At 69.8% G+C, this 14,260-nt stretch carries 11 protein-coding genes and 3 pseudogenes; 8 read left to right on the forward strand and 6 right to left on the reverse strand.

Translation table 11 applies throughout. The features are described from left to right. Window positions 1-52: 52 nt before the first annotated feature. Together ACWFR4_RS31790 and ACWFR4_RS31795 are read right to left on the reverse strand one after the other, a co-directional pair. Window positions 53-622 carry a hypothetical protein gene (locus ACWFR4_RS31790; protein WP_453655621.1) on the reverse strand — a complete coding sequence of 190 codons (570 nt, stop codon included), beginning with the start codon at window positions 620-622 and terminating at the stop codon, window positions 53-55. A 95-nt stretch (window positions 623-717) separates the two neighbouring features. Then, on the reverse strand, window positions 718-1,329 hold the full coding sequence (locus tag ACWFR4_RS31795) for a TetR/AcrR family transcriptional regulator (RefSeq protein WP_453468655.1): 612 nt from the start codon (window positions 1,327-1,329) through the stop codon (window positions 718-720). A gap of 89 nt (window positions 1,330-1,418) precedes the next feature. Between ACWFR4_RS31795 and ACWFR4_RS31800 the strand changes: the two genes are divergently transcribed. The 3 genes and pseudogenes from ACWFR4_RS31800 to ACWFR4_RS31810 all read left to right on the forward strand — a co-directional run. Then, the gene (locus ACWFR4_RS31800; RefSeq protein WP_453468656.1) at window positions 1,419-1,838 is read left to right on the forward strand and encodes a DUF4345 domain-containing protein; all 420 of its coding nucleotides are present in this window, start codon (window positions 1,419-1,421) and stop codon (window positions 1,836-1,838) included. A 60-nt stretch (window positions 1,839-1,898) separates the two neighbouring features. Then, window positions 1,899-2,307 (forward strand): annotated as a pseudogene (locus ACWFR4_RS31805) (hypothetical protein). A gap of 147 nt (window positions 2,308-2,454) precedes the next feature. Next, window positions 2,455-2,604: pseudogene (locus tag ACWFR4_RS31810) on the forward strand (VOC family protein); the annotation flags it as partial. Here the strand turns inward: ACWFR4_RS31810 and tnpA are convergent. Further along, window positions 2,596-2,859, reverse strand: a pseudogene (tnpA, locus tag ACWFR4_RS31815) (IS200/IS605 family transposase); the annotation flags it as partial. The pseudogenes ACWFR4_RS31810 and tnpA overlap by 9 nt on opposite strands. A gap of 74 nt (window positions 2,860-2,933) precedes the next feature. On the opposite strand from tnpA, the gene ACWFR4_RS31820 reads away from it, so the two are divergent. Beyond that, entirely contained in the window at window positions 2,934-4,175 is a 1,242-nt protein-coding gene (locus ACWFR4_RS31820; RefSeq protein ID WP_453655622.1) for an RNA-guided endonuclease InsQ/TnpB family protein, read from the forward strand. Between the two features lie 40 nt (window positions 4,176-4,215). Here ACWFR4_RS31820 and ACWFR4_RS31825 read toward each other — a convergent pair whose 3' ends face one another. Together ACWFR4_RS31825 and ACWFR4_RS31830 are read right to left on the reverse strand one after the other, a co-directional pair. After that, window positions 4,216-4,959 (reverse strand): cysteine hydrolase family protein, encoded by a 744-nt coding sequence (locus ACWFR4_RS31825; RefSeq protein ID WP_453655623.1) that lies wholly within the window; start codon window positions 4,957-4,959, stop codon window positions 4,216-4,218. Then, a complete protein-coding gene (locus ACWFR4_RS31830) occupies window positions 4,956-5,543 on the reverse strand; it encodes an isochorismatase family protein (RefSeq protein WP_453655624.1) in 588 nt (195 codons plus the stop codon). The genes ACWFR4_RS31825 and ACWFR4_RS31830 overlap by 4 nt, the downstream gene beginning before the upstream one ends. Before the next feature lie 195 nt (window positions 5,544-5,738). On the opposite strand from ACWFR4_RS31830, the gene ACWFR4_RS31835 reads away from it, so the two are divergent. From ACWFR4_RS31835 to ACWFR4_RS31845, 3 genes are all read left to right on the forward strand, one after another. Beyond that, entirely contained in the window at window positions 5,739-6,737 is a 999-nt protein-coding gene (locus ACWFR4_RS31835; protein WP_453655625.1) for a GlxA family transcriptional regulator, read from the forward strand. Window positions 6,738-6,806: 69 nt separating this feature from the next. After that, the gene (locus ACWFR4_RS31840) at window positions 6,807-7,451 is read left to right on the forward strand and encodes a TetR/AcrR family transcriptional regulator (protein ID WP_453655626.1); all 645 of its coding nucleotides are present in this window, start codon (window positions 6,807-6,809) and stop codon (window positions 7,449-7,451) included. Then, window positions 7,448-8,914, forward strand: coding sequence for an MFS transporter (locus tag ACWFR4_RS31845; RefSeq protein ID WP_453655627.1), 1,467 nt, complete (start codon window positions 7,448-7,450; stop codon window positions 8,912-8,914). Before ACWFR4_RS31840 ends, ACWFR4_RS31845 begins: the two co-directional genes overlap by 4 nt. Before the next feature lie 63 nt (window positions 8,915-8,977). On the opposite strand, the gene ACWFR4_RS31850 is transcribed toward ACWFR4_RS31845, so the two are convergent. After that, entirely contained in the window at window positions 8,978-13,207 is a 4,230-nt protein-coding gene (locus tag ACWFR4_RS31850) for a S8 family serine peptidase (protein WP_453655628.1), read from the reverse strand. Between the two features lie 90 nt (window positions 13,208-13,297). Between ACWFR4_RS31850 and ACWFR4_RS31855 the strand changes: the two genes are divergently transcribed. Next, window positions 13,298-14,248, forward strand: coding sequence for a helix-turn-helix domain-containing protein (locus tag ACWFR4_RS31855; protein ID WP_453468495.1), 951 nt, complete (start codon window positions 13,298-13,300; stop codon window positions 14,246-14,248). The last annotated feature ends 12 nt before the right edge of the window (window positions 14,249-14,260 follow it).

Consider the following 14,260-nt stretch of genomic DNA (forward strand, 5'->3'; position numbering starts at 1 on the left):
TTCGTCAATGGGTCTGGACCAATGGGGAGTTGGGGTCGAGTCGCGATCGCGGCTAGTACGTCGCGCGTCGCTGCTGCGGCCGGGCCGCGCTCCCGTCGGCTGTGTGGGGGCGGTCCTCGGGCGCCGAGCGCTCGGCCTGCGCACGCAGCGCGGCGAGCCCCGCGACGACCTCACTGCGGTTGGCGGCCGAGGTCATCCAGTCGGGCAGCCTCGGGATCATCGCCAGGGACGACGACGGACTCCCCCGCTCCCTCAGACGCGCGCCGATGTACGCCGCGAGCGCGTCCACGTGCTCGATGTCGTACGCCCACAGCAGCCGGCCCGCGCAGCGCGTCTGCAACCACAACGGCCGGCCGAAGAACGGCTCGGCCGGACCGCCGAGCGTCGCGCCGATACGGGCACCGCCGCGCCGCTCCGGCTCCCACTCGGCAGTGGCCCCGCAGCGGGCGCAGGCCAGCCGCCTGGGCAGGAACAACAGGTCTACGGAGTAACGGAGTTCGGGCCCTCCAGGCCGAGGAACAACCACGGCACGCCCGGAGCAGCGGGGGCACACCACGAGGATGCGGGCCGCGAATTGGGCCAGCATGGCGCCCCTGTCGACGTGCCGGTACCCGGCGTCCATGGGGCCTCCCCTGCGTACTTCACCACTCGGATCCGCTTACCTCGACGCGCCGAATCGTACGCAACGGCCGACCACGCCGCGCGGTCCGCGCCAGGTCACCGGCTCCCCTCCACTCCGGTCAGCGCATCGAGATCCAGCACAGCGCCCAACGCCCCCTTCAGCGCACCGACGCACATCCCGTGCAGTTCGGCGCGGGTGAGCGACTCATTGGTCAGCCAGTCCACGCAGAGCACGCGGACGAAGACCAGCCAGCTCGTGAGCGCGGCCGACACGAGGTGCGTCGGCCCGTCGCCGAGCACCGTCGCCTCCAGCAACCGCCGCCGCAGCTCGGCCAGTTCGCCCGTGATGATCGCCTGGATGACCGGGTCGCCGGCTAGCACCCGGTTCGCGGCGAGCACGGTGTGCCGGTTGGCGGCGAAGTAGTCGAAGTGCGCATCGAGCCCTGCCGAGAGCTGCTCCATGACGGGTGCCGACTGGTCGAGCCTGGTCGCGGCCAGCAGTTGGTCCGCGGCCTGTCGGTAGACCTCGGCGAACAGGGCGTGCTTGCTCGGGAAGTAGCGGTAGAGCAACGCGCGTGAGACGCCCGCCCGTTCGGCGACGTCCTCCATGAACACCTCGTCGTACGGCTTCGCCGCGAACAGTCGCGCTCCGACATCGAGCAGTTCACTGCGACGCTCGGCGGGATCGAGTCTTCGGCGCGCGGTCATGCGCCCACCTTACTTGACACATGTCTACTAACAGTTCTAGCGTCGCGCTAGTAGACACGGGTCTACTAGTGAGCGGAGGCGGTTCCCTCATGGCCAGACTTCTCAAGTGGCTCGCGATGGCGATGGGCATCGCCTGCGCGGCGATCGGCCTCTACCACCTCGTCCTCGGCATCGCCTCCGTACCCGGCGAGGGCTCGACGGGAGCGACCGTCGACAGCCGGGAGCGGTTCTACAACGCGATCTTCTTCGGATACGGGCTCGCGTGGATCTGGGCCGCACGCCAGTCGCCGATCCCCTCCACAGCAGTGCGCTGGCTCGCCGGCATCTTCCTGCTCGGAGGCATCGGGCGCGTGCTGTCCGTCGCCGTCCACGGCTGGCCGCACTGGTTCCAAGTGCCGCTCAGCGCCCTCGAACTCGCCCTTCCCCCGCTCCTCTTCTGGCTGTCGACCGCGGACGAGCGGAGGGCGAGGGAGACGGCCGCGGGCGGAGACCGAGTCGGAGCACTCTGACCACGGACATGTGGCAGAAGGCTCGGTATCGGTTCGGCACTGGGTGTCGGCGTGGTCGCCATGAGCGCCCTCGCGCCCGTGGCGACCGCGGTGACCCCCGACACCGCCACCATCTCGTTCGACTGCGGAATCTACGGGTCGGGCACGGCGACCCTCACGGCCACCCAGGACGGCACGGCCGCGACGATCAGCGTGTCCACCTCGGCCATCCCGGCACCCATCGACGTCGGCGGCGGGCTCGGTCGACTCGACACTCACACTCACCAACAACGGCACCGGGTCATCCGCGTTCACCGGCAACTCCAACCCGGCGATCCCGGCCGGAAGCCCCGTGTCCACCGGGCCGCTGAACGGGACCGTCGCCGCCGGGGACAGCCTGGAGGCCAAGTCCCTGAAGGTCGTGGTCATGGGTATCACCGTGACCTGTAACGCCACATCCGCCCAGGCACCCGGTCCGTTCGTCTTCTGACGCGCAGGGCCGACCCCGCCGGGCGGTGCCACTCTCCTCTGGGGGCAGTGCCGCCCGGCTCCCCACGAGGTGACTCCGGCGCGTCGCCTACGCCGGCGGTGTGCCGTAGTCCGCCAGAATCTGCGCACGCTGAGAATCGGATCGGTTGTGCTGAGTGTCTCGGATGTGCCGCGTGCGGCCGCGTTCTGGACGGAGGCCCTGGGATACGTCCCGCGCGAGGCGATGGAGGAGGACTGGGTGGTGTTGGTTCCGGCGGGAGCGGGCGCGCACCGACCAGGGCTTGTTGGCTCGCCAGTAGTGCCGGGGCAGGTCGTCGAATTCCTGGCGCAGCCGCAGGGAGACGCCCTTGAGGGAGTTGACGAGTTTCGTCACGGCGACTTTGGGTGGGAAGTTCACGGGGAGGTGGACGTGATCGGCCTCGCCGTTGAACTCCACCAGCTCGCACTCGAAGTCTGTACAGACGGCTCGCATGATCTTCTTGATCCGGCGCAGAAGGACATCGTCGAACACCTTGTGCCGGAACTTGGTCACGAAATCCAAATGAACATGCATCACGAAAACACGGTGTCTACCAGTTCTGATCTTCTACATCTCGGCCAAAACCTAATTATGTGGAGTGACCGGTCATGCAGCTTCGGTACAGCTTTCGCCTGTATCCAGAGCCCGGCCAGGAGCGGGCGCTGGCGCGGGCGTTCGGGTGCGCCCGTGTCGTGTTCAACGACGCGGTGCGCGCCCGTCGTGACGCCTACGAGTCCGGCAGCCCCTATCCGTCGGCGGCCCTGCTGTCCAAGGTATTGGTGACCGGGGCGAAGAAGCGCCCGGAGCGGTCCTGGCTGGGCGAGGTCTCCTCGGTCGTGCTCCAGCAGTCCCTGAAGGATGTGGAGTCCGCCTACCGCAACTTCTTCGCCTCCCTCAAGGGCGAACGCAAGGGACCGAAGGTCGCCGCGCCCCGGTTCAAGTCCCGGAAGGACGCCCGGCAGTCCATCCGCTTCACCGCCAACGCCCGCTGGTCCATCACCCCCGGTGGGCGGCTGAACCTGCCGAAGATCGGGCCGGTGGAGGTGGCCTGGTCCCGCACCTTGCCCACCACCCCCTCCAGCGTCACCGTCATCAAGGACAGTGCGGGCCGGTATTTCGCCTCGTTCGTGATAGGGACCGATCCGGACGCCGATGCCGCTGCAATGCCCGAGACGGGGCAGAGCATCGGCATCGACCTGGGCCTGGCCTCCTTCGCGGTGTTGTCCGACGGCACGAAGATCAACTCCCCCAGGTTCCTGCGCCGCGCGGAGAAAAAGCTCAAGAAGGCCCAGCGGGATCTGTCCCGCAAACAGAAGGGATCGAAGAACCGGGCCAAGGCCCGGCTGAAACTCGCCCGCGCCCACACCCAAGTGGCCGATGCCCGACGGGAGTTCCACCACCAGCTCTCCACGATGCTGATCCGCGAGAACCAAGCGATCGCAGTGGAGGACCTGGCCGTGAACGGACTCGCGCGCAGCTGGCTGGCGAAATCGGTGCACGACGCAGGCTGGTCATCCTTCGTGAACATGCTCGAGTACAAGGCGGCACGGTACGGACGGACCTTCGTCCGGATCGACCGGTTCGAGCCGACCAGCCAGACCTGCTCAACCTGCGGCCACCGGGATGGGCCCAAACCGCTCGACGTGCGCGAGTGGACCTGTCCCGCATGCGACACGGTTCACGACCGGGACGTCAACGCCGCGAGCAATGTGAAGACGGCCGCCGGACTGGCGGTATCGGCCTGCAGAGCGCCGGTAAGACCAGGACTTGTCCTGGCACAGCGCGCAGAAACAGGAAGCCAGGGAATCCCTACCGGGCACCGTGCCGCGAAGCGGCACAGCACCCGGTAGGGACGGCCAGAATCCTCGCCCCATCAGGGCGAGGAGCATGTCAATTGAGCGAGCTCTGCTTGGGGACCACGACTCCGTAGAGGTCCTGAACCGTGGCGAGTGCGGCCTCGTGGACCTGCTTCGCGGGGATTCCGTTCGGGTTGCCCTTGAGCGGCAGCGGCCGGGTCGCGGAGGCGTCGCCCACCACGGTCGGGTTGTTGCCGTTGAGGAACGCGCCCTGGGTCGTGAACAGGGTGCACATGTTGGTCATGAATCCGGCGATGATGACGTTCTTGCGCCCGGCCTTCTTGACCTCTTCGGCGAGATCGGTGTGGTGGAAGCCGTTGGGGACGGTCTTCTCGACGACGGGCTCGCCCTTCGCCGGCTTGAGTGCCGGAATGATCTGACCCGCCTTCGACTTCAGGTCGTAACCCTTGTCGACGATGTGGATGACGGGCGTGCCCGCCGCACGGGCGCGCTTCAGCAGGGCTTCGGCCTTGTTCACCGCGGAGTGCCACCCGTCGAGTTCCATCACACCCTGGGTGTAGGTGTTCTGGTAGTCGACGAGGATCAGCGTCGCGTCGGAGAGTTTCGCCGGGGTCTCGTCCAGCTTGTTGAGCTGCCGCAGCGTCGTGGTGTCCTTCGCGACGTTCTTCTCCCCGGCGTTCCCCCCGGCGTTCTCCACGGCCGGCGACGGCTTGCGGTCGGTGCGCGCGGCGGCTTCGGAGCTTCCGCCGCACGCCGTCGCGGTGGCCGCGAGAACGGTGGCGAGGCTCAGCGCGGCGGCTGAACGCAGCGGCTTCATCCGACGATCTCCTTCTGGGTCGGTACGACGACGCCGTACAGGTCGGCGATGGTGGCGAGGGCGCTGTAGTGCACCTGGCAGGCGTCGAGGTCGGTACCGGCCACCGGCAGCGAGCGGGTTGCGGTGGCATCGGCGACGACCGTGGGACGGTTGCCGCGCAGGAACGCGCCCTGCGCTGTGAACGCCACACACATGTGCGTCATCCAGCCGGCGATGATGACGTCCTGCCCGTCCGGGACGTGTGTGCCCAGGTCGGTGTCGACGAACGCGTTCGGGACCTGCTTGACGACGACGGCCTCACCCGCGACCGGCGCGACACGGGGGTGGATCTGACCGATCTCGGCCCGGATGTCGTACGGGGTGCCCTCGCCACCGTCGTTGATGACGTGCACGACCTTCGTGCCCTCATGGCGAGCCCGTGCCAGCAGCTGCGCGGCGGCGTCGAGCGAGGCCTCCCACCCGTCGAGTTCCATCACGCCCTGGGTGTAGGTGTTCTGGAAGTCGATCAGGATCAGCGTCGAGCCGGCCAGCTTCGCGGGCGTTTCGTCGAAGCCGTTGAGTTCGCGCAGCGTAGTTCTGGACATGGGTGTACCGCCTTCGGTCTTCGCGTGAGGTTGGCAGCCCGAGCGTTGCGGTGGGCTACGACCAGAACGCTACGGCCCAGCAGGCGTGTCAACAATGACGTCTAACATGCAGATACCGACATGCCGCTCGCGCATCACTGATCGCCAACTGCCAACCACCAATGGCCAATCGCCAATCGCCAACCAAGGGGACTCATGCAGGACATCGCCAGACGTCTCATCGTCATCGTCCTCTTCGATGGCGTCGACCTGCTCGACGTCACCGGGCCACCGGAAGTGTTCTCCCTGGCCCGACGCGAGACCGAGGACGCGGCGGGCTATCACGTCGTCCTCGCCGCCGAGAGCATGGACCCGGTGACCACCTCCGCCGGAGTCCGCATCCTCCCGGACATCACCTTCCGGGAAGCCGTCGAGGGAAGCATCGACACCCTTATCGTGCCCGGCTCGGTGGAGGTCGACAGCGAGCGCCGCGTACGGGCGCTCGTCGACCCCGAGCTGGTCGGCTGGGTGAAGGCCCTCGCCGACCGGACGCACCGGGTCACGTCCGTATGCGTCGGAGCGCACCTCCTCGCCGCGGCCGGCCTCCTCGACGGCAAGCGGGCGACCACGCATTGGTCGACCGCACCCCAACTGGCCGCGGACCACCCGGCGGTGAAGGTCGACGCCGATCCGATCTTCATCCGCGAAGGCAACGTCTGGACCGGAGCCGGCATCAGCGCCTGCCTCGACCTGTCGCTCGCCCTGATCGCCGATGACCTCGGCGAGGCCATTGCGCTGCGCGTCGCCCGGCAGCTCGTGATGTACCTGAAACGGCCGAGCGGGCAGAGCCAGTTCAGCGTCCCCCTGGAACAGCTCTCCACGACGCGGCGCATCGAGGATCTCCGCCACCACATCATGCGCAACATCAGCCGGCCGCTGACCGTCGTGGACCTGGCCGAGTACGCGCATGTCAGCGACCGGCACCTCACCCGGCTCTTCAAGACCGAACTGGGCATGACCCCGCACGCCTACATCGAATCCGTCCGGGTCGAGAAGGCACGCCACGACCTCGAATCCTCCGACGCCACGCTCGAACGCATCGCGTCCACCTGCGGGTTCGGCACGACGGACACCCTGGTGCGGGCGTTCCGACGACGGCTGAACACGACACCCACGGAGTACCGCCGCAGATTCCGGGTGCCCCAGACCCGTTGACGACTGACACCCGCCCGCCCTCCCGGTCACCCATAGACACTGTCTACGCAACAGTGGTAGACAGTGTCTATGGGTGATGAGAACTCGCTTCGCGAGCGGCTGATCGACGTCGGTGTGGACCTGGTCCTCACCGAAGGTTCCGCGTCTGTGGGGCTGCGGGAGATCGCCCGGCGGGCCGGGGTGTCGCACGGGGCCCCGCGCCGGTACTTCGCCACGCACCACGCCCTGCTCTCGGCCATCGCACGGCGCGGCTTCGAGGACCTCACGGCCCGTTTCGAGGCCGCCGTCGACCGTGAGGCGCCACCACGCGCCCAACTGGAGCGGCTCTCCAAGACCTACGTCGGGTACGCGCTGGAGTGCCGCGGCATGTTCGAGCTGATGTTCCGCCACGACCTGCTCGACGGCGCGCAACAGGACCCCGGCCAGCCTCAGTTGCGCACCTCCACGCTTCCGCTGTTCGAGCGGATGGCCGCGTTGGTCGGCCGGTGCGGGGAGGGTCCGGACGCCGTGCACCGGCCCGGCCCGCCCGGCGGTTCGGCCGTATCTCCTGCGGTGACCGCCGCCGCCCTGTGGTCCGGGCTGCACGGCATCGCCCAGCTGTGGACCTGGGGAAGCCTCCAACTGGCCCTCGCCACTCCCCCGCCCGGCGATCAGGAACGCGACCAGCTCGTCACGGCAGTCCTGGACGCTCACCTCGGTCCGGTGACGACGTGAGCACTTCCGCACGGCGGCCCTTCGCCCTCCTGGCCTCCGTGTCCGGGGCGATGATCGTGGCACTGGACGGGACCATCCTGCTCGTGGCGCAGCCCAGCCTCCGGCGTGATCTCGACGCGAGTGTGGCCCAGGTCCAGTGGACGAGCACCAGCTACCTGATCGCCGTCGCCACGCTTCTCGTCGTCGCCGGTCGCCTCGGCGACCGGCACGGACACGCGCGGCTCCTCTTCGTGGGCGTCCTCGGGTTCGGGGTCGCGTCGGCCGGCATCGCGCTCGCGCCCACCATCGGCTGGGTCATCGCACTGCGCGCCGCTCAGGGCGTCTTCGGCGCGCTCCTGCAGCCCGCGACACTCGCCCTGCTGCGGCTCACGTACCCGCCGGACCGTCTCGGCACGCCCATCGCCGTCCGCACCAGCGCGATCGCCGTGGCCGCCGGGGTCGGTCCGGTCCTCGGCGGGATTCTCGTGCAACATCTCGGATGGCGTGCGGTGTTCTGGGTCAACGTGCCGGCCGCGCTGGTGATCGCCGCGCTCACCCTCGCCGTCCGTACGCCCATGCCTGAACGCTCCGGTTCACAACGACTGGACCTCACCGGCACGGCCCTGCTCACGGCGGCACTCGCGCTGCTCGTCCACACGCTGGCCGGCGTGCCGGGGCGCGGCTGGACCTCTGGGTCGACGCTGCTCGAACTCGCCGCCGGCCTGGCCCTGTCGGGGGTACTCGTCCTGCACGAGCGCCACGCCGCTCACCCGATCGTGCCGCATGCCGTGGCCCGGTCCGTCCCTGTGACCGCGGCCATGGCACTCCTCCTGGTCGTCAGCGCGGGTCTGTTCGGCGCACTGTTCAGGGCCACGTTCTTCCTTCAGGACGCCCTGCGCCTCGCCCCGCTCGCCACGGGTCTGCGCGTCCTTCCGCTGACCGCGCTGATGGTCCTTGGCGCGCCCGTGGCCGGCGCCGCACTGCGCCGGTACGGCCCACGGCACACCTCCATAGCGGGCACGGCTCTCGTCGTGGTGGGCATCGCGCAGCTGTCGTCGCTCGGTCCGACCAGCCCGTGGCCGTCCATGACAGCCGCCTTCGCCGCGCTCGGTGCCGGGTTCGCCACGGTGATGGTCACCGCCACGGGGACAGTCGTCGGCGATGCGCCGCCGGGGTATGCCGGAGTCGTCGGAGGGCTCAAGCAGACGGCGATGAACATCGGCCCGTCGCTCGGCATCGCCGTCGCAGCCGCCGCGACGGGCGCAGCGGGCGCGACCGGTTCGGCCCATGCCTCCGCTTCCGCTTCCGCTTCCGCTTCCGCGATGAGCATCAGCCTGTTGCCCCTGGCCTTCCTCGCCCTCCTCGGCCTGATTCCCGCCTTCCTACTGCCTCGGCACGCGGACGGCGACGTCGACCCCGCTCCCCCAAAACGACAACTGGGGCCGCAGAAGGGCCCTGTTGCGGATATCGGCGAACGCCGGTAGCACCACGAAGCGGCGCACGCGACCCCACCCCAGGGTCGCGTGCGCCGCGTATGCGGGAGAGGATCAGAGCTTCAGGCGGTGCACACCTCCCCGGACCGTGCCCACGTACAGCCAGCCGCCGTTGGCCGCGAGGCTCGTCGCGTCGAGGTTCTGCAGGCCGGTGGAGATGTTCTGCCAGGTGCGGCCGCCGTCCGTGGAGCGCAGCACTCCGCGGCCGCCGCGCGGCAGGGCCGTCTCCCAGTAGCCGGTGGTCGCCGCGTACAGCGTGCCGCCCACCTGCAGCACGTCCTTGACCCGGAGCGGCAGTTTGCCGGTGTCGCCGGTGCGGAAGGTCTTTCCGCCGTCCGTCGACACCTTGATGGCGTCGCCGCCGGTCAGCATCCGTGAACCGGTGAACTCGATGGTGTCCACGCGGCCGTCGGCGACCTTGGTGATGTCGTCGCCGCCGTTGTCCGAGCGGTAGAGGCCGTCGGGGGCGCCGAGCCACAGCCGGTCCGGGTTCTTCGGGTCACCCGCGACCGCGGTGAAGTACGTCTGGTCGTTGAGCAGGTTCTTCCAGTTGGCTCCCCCGTCCTCGGTGGAGAACAGGCCCACGCCCAGCAGGTTGCCGTACGAGACATACACGCGGTCGGGGTCGGCGGGGTGCACGGCCATCGCGAACACCGTGCCGTTGCTCTCGCCCTTCTTCTTCCAGGTGACGCCCGAGTCGCCGCTGCGCTCCAGACGGAAGCCGCCCCAGGCGTTGTACTGCACCCGCCAGACGATCCGTGAGTCCTTGGGAGAGGTCTGCAGCAGCCGGGTCTCGACGCCTATCCTGCCCTCGCCGCCGGTGGTGCCCCACTCGGCCCCGGAGACGGGGAGCCGGGAGCGGTGGGTGCCCTGCCAGCCGGCCGCGAGCAGCTGGTCGCCGCTCGCCGCCAGGGAGTTGACGGTGCCGCCCTGGACGCCCAGACGCCGGTAGTCCTTGCCGTCCGCCGTGCCCCGGTACACGCCGGCCGCGTCCGCTGAGACGGTCAGCGAGCCGTCGGCCCAGCGGTCGAAGTCGGAGACGGTCGAGGCGCGGTTGACGCCGGCGATGGTGCTCCACTCGCGGCCGTGGTTGCGGCCGACCCGGGTGTCACCGCCGTAGCTGACGTACAGGTCGCCGCCGGTGAGGGTCATTCCGGAAGCGCCGTATCCGTGATTGTCCAGCGCCGCCCAGGTCTTGCCGCCGTCGAAGGAACCGACGATGCCCGAGCCGATCTCGTAGATCGCCACGACCTGGCTGTCCGCGACCACATTGACGGAGACGCCGCCGTCCACCGAGTCGTGGACCTTGACGGCTGCGCCGAGCGTGCCGGTGGAGAGGCCGTCGCGCTTCCAGAGTGACTTGCCCGCCGAGAGGTAGAGGCTGTCACCGCCGATCGCCAGGTCGTAGACGTGATCGGCGGGAAGGCCTATGGGCTCGGACGCCCAGGTGTCGCCACCGTCCCTGCTGATCAGCAGATCGGTGGCGGTGCGGGCGACGAGGGTCTTCGTCGCCTCGTCGGCGAGGAAGTCGTAGACGGGGGTGTCGGGGGTGTTCAGGGTCTTCCAGCTGCGGCCGGCGTCCTCCGTGCGCAGGATCGAGCCGGTGCGGGGTATACCGGAGGCGCTGTTCGCGGCGTACCACCAGCGCTTGGCGTTCGTCGGGTCGATGACGGTGAAGGCCTGGCCCGACACATTGCCGAGCGGCAACCTGGTGTGCTGCTTCCAGGTCGCGCCGTTGTCCTCGGTCGACCAGGGGCCGGCCTTGTTGTACTGGGTGAGGACAGCGGCCCCGGGATCGCTCTGCGCGGTGCTGATGTCGCCGCTCTGCGAGTTGGGTCCGACGGGCTGCCAGCGGGAGTCACGGCTGTCCTCGGGGGTGACCTCGAAGCCGTCACGGTTGCTCGTCAGGGTCTTGCCGTCGGTGGTCCGACCGGTCACCGAGACGAGATGCGCGCCGATGCCGCGGCCGGTGATCTCGGCCTGGTAGACGTTCCCCGAGCGGAGTCCGGTGGCGACCGTGTAGGGCCTGCCGTGCGGCGGGGTCACGGTGAGGACCGGCGGCTTCGCCAGCGGGGCCGGTGTGAACACGACCGCGGTGGACCCGCCGTCGCTCGGATCGGGACCCGCCTGCACGAACAGCTGCCGTACGACCAGGAGATACGGGACGCGCAGGGCCGCGCCGCCCTCCGGCGTGACCGTGACCGTGCCGCTGATCTCGGCCTCGCCCGCGGGGCGGTCGGCGCCGAGCGTGACGGTCGCGGTGGCGCTCCCGCCCGCCGGGATGCGCAGAGTGCGCGGGCTGACCCGGGCCTCGCCGCTCACCTTCAGGCGGACGGAGCGGGTCCGGGTTCCGGAGTTGTTGACGGTGAGCTTCTTGCTGCCGCCCACGGTGTGCTCGGCGAGGTCCGCGAGCCCGTACGAGAGCGTGGCCGGAGTGGTGGTGATGGCGGCGTCCGCCCGGTCCGCGGCCGCGGCGACGTCGAGCCTGCCGGAACCGGTGGTCGTTGCCCCGTAGTCCTTCAACTGCTCGGTACTGCCCACCAGTTCGGAGGTCACCTTCGCCGGGGTCTCACCGGGGTGGAGCTGGCGCAGCAGCGCCGCGGCGCCCGCGACGTGCGGTCCCGCCATCGACGTACCGGAGAGGCGGTAATAGCCGGGCGCGTACAGAGACTTGGGGATCGTGGAGCGGATGTCGTATCCCGGTGCGACCAGGTCCGGCTTGAGGTCCCAGTTCAGGTCGGGGCCGCGCGAGGAGAAGGAGGCGATCTTGTCGGTGACGTCCGTGCCGCTGATCGTCACCTCGACCTTGCCGTCCGCCAGGCGGCGGCCGAGCTCGGCGTACTGGGTCGAGTCGACGCCCAGCATGACCATGGAGTCCATGCGCATCGAGTCGCCGGACTCCCTGACGGAGGTGGCCGGGGCGAGCGGCACGGTGCCGTCCGCCTTCGCCGGGGGCTGACCCGCGGTGTCCGGCCGGCCCGCGTCCTCCGGCTGTCCGGCGAGCACCGGACCGCCGCCCGAGCTCTTCCCTCCGATGATGGCGAGCGCCCCATGGCGCTCCGCCTCGCGGGCCATCTCGATCTCCCAGGCGGACAGATGCTCCTGGGTGTCCGCGACGAGCATGTCGATGCGGACGGCCTTGCCCTTGACGTCTCCGGCCCGCTCCCAGTCCTCCGCGGCGCCCTGGCCGAGGTCGACGACCTCCGTCGTGACGGGGGCCGCGGGCGGGTTCGCGGAGATCACGCCGCGGTACGTCTGGATCTTCTTGCCGCCCTTGTAGGTGGCGCCTGGTATGCGCAGGCCACTGACCGAGGCCCCGACCGCTATGACGCCGTCGGCGGCGGCCGGGGTGCCGACGGTGCCGCTTCCCGGGCCCTCGTTGCCGGCCGAGGCGACCACGACAACTCCGGCCTTGGTGGCGGCGGTTGCGGCCAGGCCGAGCGGATCGCGGCCGTCTCCATAGCCGCCGAGGCTCATGTTGACGACATCGGCGCGGTGCGGATTGGCCGGGTCGATCGCGGCCTCGATACCGGCGACGATATCGGAGGTGTATCCCTCGCCCGCATCGTCCATGACCTTGTACGCAAGGAGGTTGGCACCCGGGGCCACACCGGTGACGCCGCCCTTCTCGGCGGCCTTGCCTGCGATGATGCCGGCGACATGGGTGCCGTGGCCGTTGTCGTCCATCGGGTCGGTGTCGTCGTTGACGAAGTCGTAGCCGCCCACGACCTTGTGGCCCTTGCCGAGGGCGCTGCCCAGGTCCGGGTGGCTGTAGTCGACGCCGCTGTCGAGGATGGCGACGGTGACGCCCTTGCCGTCGGCGCCGTTGCCCGCCGGGTCCTTGCGTTGCCAGACCTGCGGGGCGTTGATCAGCGGCACACTGTCGTCGGTGAGGATGTGCATCTTGGCGTCGGGGACCACGGAGGCCACCCCGGGCACTTGCTTCAGCTCGGCGACCTCGGAGGCCTTCACGGTCACTGCGACCGCGTTGAGCAGCAGGTTCAGCCTGCGCGGCGAGCCGGTGCGCAGACCGGCGTCCTTCGCGTCACCGAGGAACGTCTTCTGCCGGGCGGCGAGGGAGGCGCGGTCGGCGCCGATCTCCCTGGCGTCGGCGGACCGCAGCCGGCCCTTTCCCGTCGCGGCGGCGGCCCCGGACAGCGTGACGATGACACGCTGCTCGGGGTCCTGGTGTGGGTCCGCGGTGGCGGACTGGGGCACCGCGGACAGCAGGCCGCCGATGACGGCGGCCGTGAGTCCGGCGGTGAACGTTCTTCGAGGGGTCATGCCAGACGAATTAATCGGACGCGAGTGGTCCAGACAACGATTTGGACTGGCCCATTGCTGCCCCTGGCACACACGGGCCAAGATCCGGCCATGCCCCAGTTGACCGCCGCAGGAATCGAAGCCTTCGACGAGAGCGTCTACCGCGCGATCCTCGTCCGGCACACCGCCGCCCCCGCCGAGCTGGCGGATGACTTGTCCTGCTCCACCGAGCGGGTCGCCCGCGCCCTCGACCGACTGCGCGAGAACGGCCTGGTCGGACGACTCTCCGGAACCCGCCGCCGGTACGCGGCCATTGAGCCGGGCGCGGCCCTGGAGTCGCTGGTCCGCTCCCGAACCGCGGATCTCGACGGCGTGCGGGCGGCGGCCGGCGAGCTGTCACGGCTGTTCGCCGCGGCCAGGCAGGGCGCCTCCGAACAGGTCGAAGTCATCAGCGGCGGCGAGGCGTTGGGCCGCTGGTTCGTACAGCTTCAGCAGGAAGCGCGTGACGAGGTCATCACCCTGGACCGCCCGCCGTACGCGCTCACCACCTCCAACCCGGTCGAGGCGACCGCCCTCACCCGGGGCGTCCGCTATCGCGCCGTCTATGCCCCCGAGGCGCTGGAGTGGCCCGGAGTCCTGGGCGACATCCGCGAGCTGGTGGCGCACGGCGAGCAGGCCCGCGTACTGCCGGGCCTGCGCATCAAACTGGCCATCTCCGACCGCCGCCTCGCCCTGATGCCGCTCACCCTCGACTTCACCACAGAGGTACGCGCCGCCGTCATCCGCCCGTCAGCCCTGCTCGACGGCCTCATCGACTACTGGGAACTGTGCTGGCGCACCGCGACCCCGCTGGGCGCCCCCACCGAGGACGACCCCCTCGGCGAGGAGGACCGCCAGATGCTGACCCTCCTCGTCGGCGGCCTCAAGGACGAGGCGATAGCCCGCCAGTTGGGCTGGTCGGTCCGGACGATGCGGCGCCGGATCAGCCGCCTCCACGAGGAGCTGGGCGCCGCGAACCGCTTCCAGGCGGGGGTGATCGCGGCGCGCCGGGGGTGGATATGAAGTCCCTTGAGC

This window comes from Streptomyces sp. NPDC055140 (assembly GCF_053607285.1).